The 13,288-nt window shown below is 65.5% G+C and carries 13 protein-coding genes; 6 read left to right on the top strand and 7 right to left on the bottom strand.

Annotation, left to right across the window (positions count from 1 at the left end):
* Positions 1 to 20: 20 nt before the first annotated feature.
* Positions 21 to 935 carry a histone deacetylase gene (locus CAG18_RS12210; RefSeq protein ID WP_054573607.1) on the top strand — a complete coding sequence of 305 codons (915 nt, stop codon included), beginning with the start codon at positions 21 to 23 and terminating at the stop codon, positions 933 to 935.
* A 148-nt stretch (positions 936 to 1,083) separates the two neighbouring features.
* Entirely contained in the window at positions 1,084 to 2,325 is a 1,242-nt protein-coding gene (locus CAG18_RS12205) for a TIGR03862 family flavoprotein (RefSeq protein ID WP_085720955.1), read from the top strand.
* A 126-nt stretch (positions 2,326 to 2,451) separates the two neighbouring features.
* Here the strand turns inward: CAG18_RS12205 and CAG18_RS12200 are convergent, their stop codons facing one another.
* Both CAG18_RS12200 and yedA read right to left on the bottom strand, forming a co-directional pair.
* Positions 2,452 to 3,783 carry a DEAD/DEAH box helicase gene (locus CAG18_RS12200; protein WP_013974320.1) on the bottom strand — a complete coding sequence of 444 codons (1,332 nt, stop codon included), beginning with the start codon at positions 3,781 to 3,783 and terminating at the stop codon, positions 2,452 to 2,454.
* A 55-nt stretch (positions 3,784 to 3,838) separates the two neighbouring features.
* Positions 3,839 to 4,759 carry a drug/metabolite exporter YedA gene (gene yedA / locus CAG18_RS12195; RefSeq protein WP_054573605.1) on the bottom strand — a complete coding sequence of 307 codons (921 nt, stop codon included), beginning with the start codon at positions 4,757 to 4,759 and terminating at the stop codon, positions 3,839 to 3,841.
* Between the two features lie 154 nt (positions 4,760 to 4,913).
* Between yedA and CAG18_RS12190 the strand changes: the two genes are divergently transcribed.
* On the top strand, positions 4,914 to 5,363 hold the full coding sequence (locus CAG18_RS12190) for an Lrp/AsnC family transcriptional regulator (RefSeq protein ID WP_015271918.1): 450 nt from the start codon (positions 4,914 to 4,916) through the stop codon (positions 5,361 to 5,363).
* Here CAG18_RS12190 and CAG18_RS12185 read toward each other — a convergent pair.
* From CAG18_RS12185 to CAG18_RS12175, 3 genes are all read right to left on the bottom strand, one after another.
* Positions 5,360 to 5,965 (bottom strand): PolC-type DNA polymerase III, encoded by a 606-nt coding sequence (locus CAG18_RS12185; RefSeq protein ID WP_085720954.1) that lies wholly within the window; start codon positions 5,963 to 5,965, stop codon positions 5,360 to 5,362. The two genes, CAG18_RS12190 and CAG18_RS12185, sit on opposite strands and share 4 nt — an antisense overlap.
* A 9-nt stretch (positions 5,966 to 5,974) precedes the next feature.
* Positions 5,975 to 6,454 carry an NYN domain-containing protein gene (locus CAG18_RS12180; protein ID WP_004576858.1) on the bottom strand — a complete coding sequence of 160 codons (480 nt, stop codon included), beginning with the start codon at positions 6,452 to 6,454 and terminating at the stop codon, positions 5,975 to 5,977.
* A 162-nt stretch (positions 6,455 to 6,616) separates the two neighbouring features.
* A complete protein-coding gene (locus CAG18_RS12175; RefSeq protein WP_085720953.1) occupies positions 6,617 to 7,372 on the bottom strand; it encodes a DUF2076 domain-containing protein in 756 nt (251 codons plus the stop codon).
* Positions 7,373 to 7,538: 166 nt separating this feature from the next.
* Between CAG18_RS12175 and CAG18_RS12170 the strand changes: the two genes are divergently transcribed.
* Complete coding sequence (locus CAG18_RS12170) at positions 7,539 to 8,195, top strand: YciC family protein (protein ID WP_085720952.1); 657 nt, start codon at positions 7,539 to 7,541, stop codon at positions 8,193 to 8,195.
* Between the two features lie 36 nt (positions 8,196 to 8,231).
* Here the strand turns inward: CAG18_RS12170 and hrpB are convergent, their stop codons facing one another.
* Positions 8,232 to 10,760, bottom strand: a complete 2,529-nt coding sequence (hrpB, locus tag CAG18_RS12165) for an ATP-dependent helicase HrpB (RefSeq protein ID WP_085720951.1) — start codon at positions 10,758 to 10,760, stop codon at positions 8,232 to 8,234.
* A gap of 116 nt (positions 10,761 to 10,876) precedes the next feature.
* On the opposite strand from hrpB, the gene CAG18_RS12160 reads away from it, so the two are divergent.
* Together CAG18_RS12160 and CAG18_RS12155 are read left to right on the top strand one after the other, a co-directional pair.
* On the top strand, positions 10,877 to 11,296 hold the full coding sequence (locus tag CAG18_RS12160; protein ID WP_013974328.1) for a hypothetical protein: 420 nt from the start codon (positions 10,877 to 10,879) through the stop codon (positions 11,294 to 11,296).
* Between the two features lie 22 nt (positions 11,297 to 11,318).
* The gene (locus tag CAG18_RS12155; RefSeq protein WP_015271925.1) at positions 11,319 to 12,191 is read left to right on the top strand and encodes a cation diffusion facilitator family transporter; all 873 of its coding nucleotides are present in this window, start codon (positions 11,319 to 11,321) and stop codon (positions 12,189 to 12,191) included.
* Positions 12,192 to 12,398: 207 nt separating this feature from the next.
* On the opposite strand, the gene CAG18_RS12150 is transcribed toward CAG18_RS12155, so the two are convergent.
* Positions 12,399 to 13,184, bottom strand: coding sequence for a DUF6515 family protein (locus tag CAG18_RS12150; protein ID WP_085720950.1), 786 nt, complete (start codon positions 13,182 to 13,184; stop codon positions 12,399 to 12,401).
* Positions 13,185 to 13,288 lie beyond the last annotated feature (104 nt).

The following is a 13,288-nucleotide window of genomic DNA, read 5'->3' as shown; positions in this document are numbered from 1 at the left end:
CCCCGATTGCGACCCCACCCATGCCGTTGCCGCTGATCTACCACGAAGACTACAGCCCGGAGTTCCCTGCCGAACACCGCTTCCCCATGGACAAGTTCCGCCTGCTGCACGACCACTTGATCGACAGCGGGCTGACCACCGACCAAGCCCTGCTGCGCCCGGACATCTGCCCCAACGACATCCTCGCCCTGGCCCACGACCGCAGCTACATCGAGCGCTACATGAACGGTGACCTGTCACGCGAGGACCAGCGCCGCCTCGGCCTGCCCTGGAGCGAGGCCCTGGCCCAGCGTACCGTGCGCGCCGTAGGCGGCTCGCTGCTGAGCGCCGAGATGGCGCTGCAGCACGGCATCGCCTGCCACCTTGCCGGCGGCACCCACCACGCCCATTACGACCACCCTGCCGGCTTCTGCATCTTCAACGACTTGGCCGTGATCAGCCGCTACCTGCTGGAGGCTGGCCGGGTACACCGGGTGCTGATCTTCGACTGCGATGTGCATCAGGGTGACGGCACCGCGCGCATCCTGCACGACACACCAGACGCCATCACGGTCTCGCTGCACTGCGAACAGAACTTCCCGGCGCGCAAGGCGCAAAGCGATTGGGACATCCCCCTGCCCCGCGGCATGGGCGACATGGCCTACCTGAAGGTGGTGGACGACGCCCTCAACTACCTGCTGCCACTCTATCGACCCGACCTGGTGCTGTACGACGCCGGGGTCGATGTGCACAAGGACGACGCCCTGGGCTATCTGCAACTGACCGATGCAGGCGTTGCCGCCCGTGACGAAGCGGTGCTGCGCCACTGCCTGGGCCGCGACATCCCGGTGGTGGGCGTGATCGGCGGTGGCTACAGCAAGGACCGCGCAGCCCTGGCCAGGCGCCATGGCATCCTTCATCACAGCGCGGCACGCGTCATCGGTTGTTCACAATGACTGTGGAACCGCTTGTGGATAACCTGCGGGAAAGGCGCTGCAGCCCTTTACAGGCAAGGCCTGCAAAGCTCTGATCATTTTTTGAGCAGTGCTTCCACAGGCCGCGCTGCGCTAGAATGCGCCTCTTTTCCACAGCCTGCTGCCCACCATGCCTGATCTGAGCCCCGCCTCCCCTCCCCTCGCAGTCGTCATTGGCGGCGGCCCAGCCGGCCTGATGGCCGCCGAAGCACTGGCTCAGGCGGGCCTGGCGGTCGAGGTGTTCGATGCCATGCCTTCGGTGGGTCGCAAGTTCCTGCTGGCGGGTGTCGGTGGCATGAACATCACCCATTCCGAGCCCTACTCGGCATTCGTCAGCCGTTATGCCGAGCGCCAGGGCGAAATCGCCGCGCTGCTGCACGACTTCGATGCCGACGCCTTGCGCCAGTGGATTCACGGCCTGGGCATCGAAACCTTCGTCGGCACCTCGGGCCGGGTGTTCCCCACCGACATGAAAGCCGCGCCACTGCTGCGCGCCTGGCTCAAGCGCCTGCGCGACAACGGAGTAGTTATCCACACCCGTCACCGCTGGCTGGGCTGGAATGCCGAAGGTGCATTGCGGGTTGCTTATCCACAAGGCGAGCGCTTGGTGAAGGCCGCCGCGGTGGTCCTGGCGCTGGGTGGCGGCAGCTGGGCGCGACTGGGCTCGGACGGTAGTTGGCAGCCGCTGCTGGCCGAACGGGCTGTGGATATCTCGCCCTTGCAGCCCAGCAACTGCGGGTTTGAAGTGGCAGGCTGGAGCGCGCTGCTCAAGGACAAGTTCGCCGGTGCGCCGTTGAAGAACATTGCCCTTAGCGTTCCTGGCAGCGTGCCGCGCAAGGGCGAGTTCATCCTCACCGCGCAGGGTGTGGAAGGCAGCCTGGTGTATGCATGGTCAGCGCCGGTGCGCGAGGCCATCAACCGTGAGGGCCACGGGGTGTTGCTGCTCGACCTGTTGCCGGACAAGCCTGTGGACAAGATTGCCCAGGCGCTGGCCAAACCACGGGGTTCGCGCTCCATGGCCAAGCACCTGCACAGCCAGCTGGGTATCGATGGGGTCAAGGCTGCGCTGCTGCGCGAGCTGACCGATCAGGCGACCTTTGCCAACCCTGATGCCTTGGCGAAAGCGATCAAGGCCTTGCCGATAACACTGGTACGCACGCGGCCGCTGGATGAAGCGATCAGCAGCGCGGGTGGGGTGCGTTTCGAGGGGCTGGATGAAGGCTTGATGGTCAAGGGGATGCCGGGGGTGTTCTGTGCAGGCGAGATGCTGGACTGGGAGGCGCCGACTGGGGGGTATCTGCTGACAGCGTGCTTTGCCAGCGGCTTGCGCGCCGGACGGGCGGCGGCGAATTGGGTTATGCGGGTTTCCTGACAGATTGTCGGGGCTGCTTTGCAACCCATCGCCGGCAAGCCAGCTCCCACAGGTACAGCAGTGGCCTTGAGAGCAGCGCAGTACCTGTGGGAGCCGGCTTGCCGGCGATGAGGCCAGGTCAGGCAATCAAGGCTTACGCTTGCGCGCCCCACCATTGAAGCTCGGCACCTTGCGCACTGCCTTCACCGCCGGCTCCGCACTGCCTGATTCAGCGCTGTCCATCCAGCGCCCCAACCCGCGCTTGGCGCTGTTTTCCTTCGGCTTCTTGGGTTTCTTCGGCTTCTTGATCACCTGGCCACTGGCGTCGGTCATCGGCACCCGGTGGTCAGGGATGAAGTCCGGCTCTTCATGACGCGGCAGGGTCTGCCGCGTCAGCACTTCGATCGCCGCCAGCAGCTGCACTTCATCGGCACACACCAGCGAGATAGCCTCGCCCTTGTTACCCGCCCGCCCGGTACGCCCGATGCGGTGCACGTAATCCTCGGCAACGATCGGCAGGTCAAGGTTGACCACCAGCGGCAAGTCATCGATATCCAGGCCGCGGGCCGCCACATCGGTCGCCACCAGCACCTGGATTTCGCGGGCCTTGAAGCTGTCCAGCGCGCGCTGGCGAGTGGCCTGCGGGCGGTCACCGTGGATACCGTCGGCATTCACACCCTCGGCCAGCAAGCGCTCCACCAGTTGATCGACGCCATTACGGGTCTTGGCGAACACCAGCACCTGCTTCCAGCGCTGCTTGCGCAGCAGGTGGCAGAACAGGTCGACCTTGCGTTTTTTATCCACAGGCACCAGCCACTGCTTGACGCTGGTGGCCGTGGCATTGCGCGGGCTGACTTCGATGCTCAGCGGGTCGTTCAGGGCCAGCCCCGCCAGCATGCGGATCTGGTCGGAAAAAGTGGCGGAGAACAGCAACGTCTGGCGCTTGCGTGGCAGCGCGGCGTACACCGACTGCAGCTCTTCGGCAAAGCCCAGGTCGAGCATGCGGTCGGCTTCGTCCAGCACCAGGGTCTGCACCTGGTTGAACTTCACAGCGTTCTGCCGGAACAGGTCGAGCAAGCGCCCCGGGGTGGCCACCAGCAGGTCGACGCCACGGCGCAGGCGCATCATCTGCGGGTTGATGCTGACCCCGCCATACACCGCGTAGGTGCTCAGCGGCAGGTTCTCGGCGTACTCGCGCACGTTGTTGTGCACCTGCTCGGCCAGCTCACGAGTGGGCACCAGCACCAGCGCGCGGATCGAGTTGCTGGCCACCTTTTCGCCTTCCAGCGCCAGGCGCTGCAGCACAGGCAGGGCAAAGCCCGCGGTCTTGCCGGTGCCGGTCTGGGCCGCGGCCATCAGGTCGCGGCCGGCCAGCACGGCGGGGATGGCCTTGGCCTGCACCGGGGTCGGGGTGGTGTAGTCCAGTTGCTGCAGGGTGCGCAGCAGCGGTTCGATCAGGCCGAGTTTGGCGAAATTCATGGCAATACCGTCAGGGGGTTCAGCGAAGGCGGCAAGTTTACCGCATCACCCCTGCCTACTTGCAGATTTCGCCTTTCAATGGCTGCGCCGGCTCAGGTGCCTTGCGCCACTGCGGCAGGCCGATCAGCACCACCGCGCCGATGATCACCGCCATGGCCACACACTCTTCGGCACCAATCTGCTCACCGGCAAAGACGATACCCAGCAGCACGGCCACTGCCGGGTTGACGTAGGCATAGCTGGTGGCAGCTGCCGGGCGCACGTGCTTGAGCAGGTACATGTAGGCACTGAACGCCAGGATCGAACCGAACAACACCAGGTAGGCCAGTGCCCCCCAGCCGGCAGCGGTCGGCATCTGCGTCATGCGCTCGCCAGACAGCGCGCTGCCGAGCAGCAGCACAGCGCCACCAACGAGCATTTCCGCGGCGCTGGCCATGGGCCCCTGGGGCAGCGGCAAGGTCTTGCTCCACACCGAGCCGAACGCCCACGACGCCGCCGCAAAGATGATCAGCGCCGCGCCAATCGGGCTTGCCTGAAGGTTGGAGCCCAGGTTCAGCAGGCCGATACCCACCAACCCGAGGGCGATCCCCGCCCACTCCAGCTTCGAATTGCGGTGCCCGAACAGCAGGCCGAACAGCAACGTGAACAGCGGCACCGTCGCCACCGCCAGCGCAGCGACGCCCGAGGCCACACCGGCATGCTCGGCCACGGTCACGCCACCGTTACCACAGCTGAGCAGCAGGAAACCGATCGCCCCCGCAGCCCGCCACTGCGGCCAGGTCGGTGCCGGCACACCGCGCCAGCGCAAGAAGCCATACAGCAGGCCCCCGGCAATCAGGAAGCGCACCCCGGCCATGAGCATCGGTGGCCAGCTCTCGACGCCTATGCGAATGAACAGGTAGGTGGAGCCCCAGACCAGGTACAAAGCCAGGAAAGCGCCAATGAGCAACAACGGGAAGCGACGGGAGGCAGGCATGGGAAACACTCGAAATCCGTTTACGGGTGGCTTAGTTTAGAAAGGCCACCGTGTAAACTTAAGTTACAAAACAGCTTTAAATTACCCGAACACTTTGCATTGCATGGTTATTCGGATGCTTTTCAATCGAATCGAAACCAGGCAGGAATAACCCATGGACAAGTACGACCGCATGCTGCTCGCCGCCCTGCTCGACAATGGCCGCGCCACCTTCGCGCAACTGGCGCGCCAGGTGAACCTGTCGGCGCCGGCGGTGGCCGAGCGGGTGGCCAAGCTCGAGGCCAGCGGGGTTATCACCGGCTACCAGGCCAAGGTCGACATGAGCAAGATCGGCCTGCCGATCCAGTGCGTGATCGAACTGCGCCTGGCCAGCCACGGCAACCAGCAGGCCTACGAAGCGTTGACCCAGATCCCCCAATTGACCGAATGCCACCGGGTAACCGGCGACCCCTGCGTCATCATGCAGGCAGCGGTGGGTTCGATGCCGGAGCTTGAAGAGCTGATCAACCGGGTCGCGCAGTTCGGCTTCAGCAAGACCTCGATCATTCTCTCCAGCGCTGTGGAGCGGCGGGTGCCGCTGGCGCAACTGGAGAAGAAGCCCTAACAGAACCTGGCCAGGGTTTCACGAACCTTCGCAGCAGGGGTTTTCTGCAGGCGGCAGAGCAGGTCGTGCGAGAGTTGCTGTACACCATGGCCCTGGCGCAGCACACCAGCCAGGTGTTGCAGCAGGTTGGCGGCCATTTCGGCATCGGCCATGGCCCGGTGCGCGGTACCGGTATCCGGCAGCCCGGCCCAGCGGGTCAGGGTGCCCAGTTTGTGGTTCGGTGCCGCCGGCAACAGGCGCCGTGACAGCAGCAAGGAGCAGGCGAAGGCCTGGCTGCGGCTACGGCCGATGCGGCCCAGTTCGTAGTCCCAGAACTTCTGGTCGAAGGCGGCATTGTGTGCCAGCAACGGGGTGCCACCAACGAACTCGGCCACTTCGTTCATCACCTTGTCCACCGGCGGCGCACAGCGCAGCATGGCGTTGGTGATGCCGGTCAGCCCGGCGATGAAGGCCGGCACCGGCACACCCGCGTTCATCAGGCTCTGGTAGCGCTCGACAATGCGCCCGCCCTCCAGCATCACCACCGCCACCTCGGTGGCGCGGCAGCCGGCACCGGGGCTGATGCCGGTGGTTTCAAAGTCGATGACAGCGATACGTTCCATGCAGGGGCCTCAGTGTTTGAGCAACAGCGCACCCTCGATGGGCACATAACGGGTGGCGGCACGGATCAGCGACAGTGCGGTAAGCCCGGGCACACCATACACCACTGCCTCGGTGCCATGGCGCTGTATCACCCGCTCCAGCAGCAGGTCGAAATCGCCATCGCCGGAGGCCAGTACCACTTGGTCGACGCGGCTGGCGGCGTCGATCACATCCAGGGTAATACCCACATCCCAGTCACCTTTGGCCGAGCCATCGCTGCGCTGGATGAAGGGTTTGAGGCGCACATCGAAACCGAGATTGCGCAGGATCTGCTGGAACTGTTGCTGTTTGCTGTCGCCACGGTCGATGGCATAGGCCACGGCCTCGACGATCTGGCCTTCGCGGCTGACATCGGCCCACAGGGCGGTGTAGTTGAAATGGCAGCCGTGGGCCTGGCGCACGGTGTAGTAGAGGTTCTGCACATCGGCGAACAGCGCGATCTTTTTCACCTTGGAACCCCTTGGTCGGCCTGGAATGCTGAGGGCTGCCTTGCAGCCCTTTCGCGACACAAGGCCGCTCCTACAGGGGTTCGCGTACCCTTGTAGGAGCGGCCTTGTGTCGCGAAAGGGGCGCAAAGCGCCCCCAAAATTGCCAGCAGTATGCCAGACCTGTCAGACGTACGAATCGTCGTCCGAGAAGAACCCGCCATCATCGCTGCCATAATCGCTGTCGGCATAACCACCCTGGTCGCTGCCCCAACCACTGTTGTCAGCCACCTGCTGCTGCGCCCCCGAGTCGCTCCAGCCACCGCTGTCGCTGGCCGGCGCCGGCTCTTCCTTGATCACCTCTACCACCTCCTCCGGCTGCGAGTTGTGGTTGAACAGGCTGCTGATGCCCTGCGCCAGCAACACACCACCCGCCACACCGGCCGCAGTCTGCATCGCGCCGCCGAGGAAGCTGCTGGCACCACTGCGGGCCGGCGCAGCGCCAAAGCCAGGCTGCTGCGCTTGTGGCTGGGAGAAGCCCGGCGCCGACGGCTCACGCCAGCCACCGCCAGATGCCACGGGGGCTGCAGCGGGACGCTGCGGTTGCACGGCCGGGGCCGCATTGCGCCCAGACGAACCAAAGATGCTGGACAAGAAACCACCACCGCCATTGCTCGGCGCGCTGCCGGCACGGGCGGCCTCGGCCTGGGCACGGGCCTGCTTCAGTTCGGCTTCCAGTTGCTTGTTCTGCTCGTCGAGGCGCTTGATCGCTGCCTCCTGCACCAGGATCGCCTGGGCCATGTAATAAGGCGCCGCCGGCTGCTGACGCACATGCGCCTCGATGCATGCCTGGGCCTGCGCATCGCGTGGCTGGCTCGGGTCCTCGGCTTGCTTGAGGCGGCCGAACAGGCCGTCGATCAGGGTTTGTTCTTCAGTATTCATGGGGCGACCTCGTGGGGTAGCGGACAACGGACAGCGTCAAAGATGGGGCGTACAGGCGTGGGATTCAATCACCGGCGGCGTGAAACTTTTTTCAGCAAGTGACAGCCCCAGGCCTGCTTTGGGCTAAAGTTATGCCCCTGTTTTTACTGCCATGCGATGTAGACTGATGAATCCGCTGAGCGTCCTGCGCGACTCCCTGTACTTCTTCCGCCGCCACCTGCCGAGCATCCTCCAGCTGTGCCTGCCGCTGGTGGTGCTGGAAGCCTTGCTCACCCAGCTGCTGTACCGGCAGATGGGCGACCAGGCATCGCCGGCCTACGGCATGCTGATCAGCCTGCTGTTCTACCCGCTGTACAGCGCCGCGCTGATCCTGTACCTCGACACCCGCAGCAACGGCCAGGAAATCGCCAAGCGCGACCTGTTCGCCCGCGCCGTGCAACTGTGGCCGCAGCTGGCCCTGCTGATCCTGATCAGCTCGCTGCTGATCATGGCCGGCCTGGCGCTGTTCATCTTTCCGGGCGTGTGGATCATGATCAACCTTGTGTTCGCCGAGTACCTGCTGGTACTTCGCGGCCGGCCGGTGGTGCAGTCGATGCGCGACAGCGCAAGCATGACCACCGGGCACTTCATGCGCATCATGATCTGTGTCGTAGGTGTGCTGGCGCCGATCTGGCTGATCGACGGCCTGCTGCTGATGGCCTTCCCCGAGCCATCGCCCGGCATGGAGCTGGCCATGGACAGCCTCAGCGGCTTCCTGCAGTTGTTCAGCACCGTGGTGCTGTATCGCCTGTTCATGTTGCTGGAAGGCGAAGCCGGGGCGTGATGCCCAGGCTCATCGCTTGACCGGGAAACGCTGTTGTCACGTCCCTCGAGGCTTGGCCCGAGCGGTGGCTTCGGCCACAAGCGGATCATCCGGCCAGTAATGCTTCGGATAACGCCCCTTCAGATCTTTCTTCACCTCGGCGTAGGTCGTACGCCAGAAGTTGGCCAGGTCCTGGGTCACCTGCACCGGGCGGCGTGCCGGTGACAGCAGGTGCAACTTGACCTGCTGGCGGCCATTGGCGATGCGTGGAGTTTCGGCCAGGCCGAACAGCTCTTGCAGGCGCACCGCGAGGATCGGCGGGTTTTCGCTGTAGTCCAGGCGGATGTTCGAGCCGGACGGTACCGCCAGGTGCGCGGGGGCCTGCTCCTCCAGGCGCTGCGGCAGCGGCCAGGGCAACAGGTTGCGCAGCATCGACGGTAAGTCCAGTGCGGCGAAATGGCTGAGGCGCGACACCTTGCCCAGGTAGGGCTGCAACCAGTCTTCCAGGCTGGCGAGCAAGGCCTCGTCAGCCAGGTCGGGCCATTCGCTGTGGCCGTCTTTGGCCAGGTCCAGTTGACGCAGCAAGGCCACGCGCGCCTGCCATTGCCGCAGCTCGGGGGTCCAGGTCAGCAGGTTCAGGCCTTTGCGCCGGACCAGCCCAAGCAGTGCGCGAGCCCGCGCTTCGTCATCCAGGCCGGGCAGCGGTTCGCGGCTGAGCACCAGCTCGCCGACTTTGACCTGACGTTCTGCGCGCAACACCTGCTCGCGTTCGTCCCAATCGAGGATATCGACCCGCTCGACCTGTTCGGCTAGCACGCCCTCGAACAGCGCCGGATCGAACTCGGCGGCCAGATAGATGCGTTCTTCGCGCTGGCCCTGGCGGCTACCCAGGTCGGCGATCACTAGCCACGTGCACTTCATCAGTGCATCGACTTCGGCAAACAGCGCCGCACGGCCGTTGGCCAGCCGGTATTCCGCACCGCCCTCGCGGCGCTGCTGGGCGACGCGGTCGGGGTAGGCCAGCGCCAGCAGCGCGCCCAGCCAGCGCGGGTGATCGGGGTCCGCAACCGGCACGCCTGGTTTGCCACGCAGCAGGCCACGGTACTGGCGAGCCAGTTGGCGCGCACGCTGCACGCCGCCGTGGCTGCCACGGGCGGTCCTGCTCTCGCCACTGACCAGCGCCAGCCGGCTGTGCAAATCGGCACCACCGCCGCGCTGGATATCCCGTTCGCCCAGCAACGCAGCCACATCACAGGCCATCTGTGCCAGGCCCAGGTCCTGGCCGCGCAACAGCAAATGCGCAATACGTGGATGCGCGGGCAGCTCGGCCATGGCCAGGCCGTGTTCGCTGAGGTTGTAACGGCTGCCGGGCTTGAAGGCATTGAGCCGTGCCAGCAGGTCCTGGGCCTGGGTGAAGGCTGCAGTGGGGGGCTGGTCGAGCCAGCGCAACTGCTCGGGCGTAACGCCCCAGCGTGCCAGTTGCAGGGCCAGGCCGGCCAGGTCGGCCTGCATGATCTCGGCGCTGCCGTGGGCGGCCAGCTGGTCATGTTGGGCCTCGGACCAAAGGCGATAACATACGCCGGGTTCCAGGCGGCCGGCGCGACCGGCGCGCTGGGTAGCACTGGCGCGGGAGATGCGCTGGGTGTCCAGGCGGGTCATGCCGCTGCCGGGGTCGAAACGCGGTACCCGGGCCAGGCCTGCGTCGATCACCACGCGCACGCCGTCGATGGTCAGGCTGGTCTCGGCAATGTTGGTGGCCAGCACCACCTTGCGCAGGCCCTTGGGCGCCGGGTCGATGGCCGCACGTTGGGCGTCGAGATCGAGCTCGCCATGCAGCGGGCAGAGCAGGACCTCGGGACGCTCGCCCAACGCTTCCTGCAGGCTCTGGTGCACCCGGCGGATCTCGGCCTGACCCGGCAGGAATACCAGCAAACTGCCGGTCTGGTCAGCCAGTGCCTGCAACACGCTGTCCACTACCCGAGGCTCGATGAACTCACCCGGCTGGAAAGGCCGCCCCCAACGGATGTCGACGGGGTGCATGCGGCCTTCGCTGCTCACCACCGGGGCATCATTCAGCAGCCGCGAAAGGCGCTCGCCCTCCAGGGTCGCGGACATCAGCAAAACCTTCAGCGGCGGGTCGTCCCGCAGCAACTCCCGGCCATTCAGGCTCAATGCCAGGGCCAGGTCGGCATCAAGGCTGCGCTCGTGAAACTCGTCGAAAATCACCAGCCCCACGCCCTCCAGCGCCGGGTCGGCCTGCAGCCGGCGGCTAAGGATGCCTTCGGTCACTACCTCGATGCGGGTTTTCGGCCCGACCTTGCTGTCCAGGCGGATGCGATAGCCCACGGTCTCGCCGACCTTTTCGCCCAGCTCGCTGGCCAGGCGCTCGGCCGCAGCCCGCGCTGCCAGGCGGCGGGGCTCGAGCATGAGAATGCTCTGCCCGGCCAGCCACGGCTCGTTGAGCAGCGCCAGCGGCACGCGGGTGGTCTTGCCCGCGCCAGGTGGCGCCTCGAGCACCGCTTCGTCACGGTTTTCCAGGGCCTGGCGCAGGGCCGGCAAGACAGCATCGATCGGTAATGAAATCATGGTGGTCCTCGAACAGTCCCGCGAGTATAACGGCGAACCCAGCCTGCTCTATCATGGTCTTAGCTTCAGGTGCAGGCGCTTCGCTTGCCCTGCTGGATACCTTTTCGGAGATTTACATGCGCATCCCAACCCGCGTCATCGGTGGCGCCCTCATCGTCACCCTGCTGACCCAACTGACCGCCTGCGGCACCATTCTCTACCCGGAACGGCGCGGCCAGATCGGCGGCAAGATCGACCCTGTGGTTGCCGCAATGGATGCCATCGGCATCCTGTTCTACGTGATCCCGGGGCTGATCGCCTTCGGTATCGACTTCGCCACGGGCGCCATCTATTACTCAGGCGGGCGATCCGCCCAGGTCGACCCGGTCAAGCTGCGTGAGGCCGTGAGCCCCGATGGCAAGGTCGACAACCTGAAGTTGCAGGCCATTCTGGAAAGCGAACTGGGCCAGCGCCTGCCGCTGAACGACCCACGGCTGATCCAGCATCGCGGCAGCATCGAGCAGTTGGCCAGCCTGGGCCTGGTGCCGGCAGCCTGAAGCACAAGGACACTGCCCACGGATGATGACCACCTCGGCTGAACACCAGCGCCTGCTACGCCTGGCCACGCGCGCATCGCTGGCGGTGGCCAGTATCCTGGTCCTGAGCAAGGCGCTGGCCTGGTGGCTGAGCGGCTCGGTCAGCCTGCTGGCCGGGCTGACCGACTCGGCACTGGATGCCGTTGCGTCGTTCCTCAACCTGCTCGCCGTGCACTATGCCCTGCGCCCGGCCGACGACGACCACCGATTCGGCCATGGCAAGGCCGAAGCCCTGGCCGGTATGGCGCAGGCGCTGTTCATCGGGGTCAGTGCGGTGCTGATCGGGGTGCAGGCGGTTGAACGCCTGCACACCCCGCAACCCTTGGGCGATACCGCCGTCGGTATCGGGGTAATGCTGCTGTCGCTGGTGCTGACCCTTGCCCTGCTGGCACTGCAACACAAGGTCATCCGCCTGACCGGCTCCACGGCGGTGCGGGCCGACTCCCTGCACTACCGCTCGGACCTGCTGCTCAACGGAAGCATCCTGCTGGCCCTGCTGCTGGCACGCTTTGGCTGGCCGCAGCTGGATGCGCTGTTCGGCCTGGGCATCGCTGTCTATATCCTTTGGAGCGCGCTGCAGATCGCACGGGAAAGCACGGCCATCCTGATGGATCAGGAACTGCCCGGCGATGTCGGCGAGGCCATGGCTGCGCTGGTGCTGGCCATTCCTGGGGTCAAAGGCGTGCACGACCTGCGTACACGGGTGTCGGGCAACCAGTGGTTCGTGCAGTTGCATCTGGAGATGCCGGGGCAGTTGCCGCTGCATGAGGCGCATGCCTTGTGCGTGGAGGCCTCGAAGGTGATCCGCCAGCGTTATCCGCAGGCGGATGTGATGGTGCACGCGGATCCGGTGTGAACCTGCAAGGGCCCTATCGCCGGCAAGCCAGCTCCCACAAGAACCGCACCGGCCTGAAGGCATGCGCAATACCAGTGGGAGCTGGCTTGCCAGCGATAGGGCCGGGACAGGCAGTTCCAACAGGCACTACACATGGCTTCAGGCCGGTGCAGTACCTGTGGGAGCTGGCTTGCCGGCGATAGGGCCGCGACAGGCAGCACATCTGGCTCAGTTGATGCTGTAGCCTCGGCCGCTGAAACAAGCGCCCAGCGCCCGCCGGTAGTTGTCCGCCACATTGGCCGGCGGCGCGTAAGCCGCCGTCGCCGGGTCGAAGCCTGACTGGCTCACCGCCCAGCGGTGGCACTGGTAACGGTCCTGGTCCTGCTGCTCCTGCCCTTGCCCATACATCGGGTAGGCCACCACGTCATACCCACCGCCTACAGGTGCCGGCGCAGCAACCGGCGGGTTGACCACCACGTACTCGCGGCTGTCGGCAAGGTACTGGTAATAGGTATTGGCCACCAGGAAGAACAGCGCCCCGCCCAGCCAGACTTCCCGCGCATAGGGCGGCAGGTAGTCGACCCGCACGCCATGGGGCGGGGTCACCACGACATAACGGCCACCATGGGGGCGATACCAGTAACCACCGGAGTAGAAGTAGTCATCGCCACGGTAGGGCACTTTCCAGTAGCGGTCCGGGAAATGATCGATGGTGTGCCCCGGGCGATACTGCGGCCCCGGCCCCCAGCCATTGCCATGACCATCCGGGCGCCCTTGCCAGTCACCACCGGGCCGTTGCCCCGGGCCACCGGCTTCCCAGTGGCGGTTATCGCCATGGCGGCGGGGAATGTCCTGGTAATAGCCCTGGCGTGGCGGCTGGGTCTGCTGCACTTCGTCACGCGAATTGAGCGAGCGGCCCGGCGCCCCCTCGCCCGGCCCTTCGGCCATGGCCCCGAGGCTGATGCTCAACCCCAACACACCAACACCTGCCAACTGCCAGATGCGCGACTTCATGCTGTTCCTCTCGGTAGAAAATACGGCAACCACAGCCAGTCTACCGCGCCTGTCACGCACGCCAATTAAATTCCGGACATGAAAAAAGGGAGGCCGCTGGGCCT

This window comes from Pseudomonas sp. B22(2017) (assembly GCF_002113105.1).
Classification (GTDB): domain Bacteria; phylum Pseudomonadota; class Gammaproteobacteria; order Pseudomonadales; family Pseudomonadaceae; genus Aquipseudomonas; species Aquipseudomonas asiatica.
The sequence above is the reverse complement of the archived record's forward strand: the minus strand, read 5'-3'. Positions and strand labels throughout refer to the sequence as shown.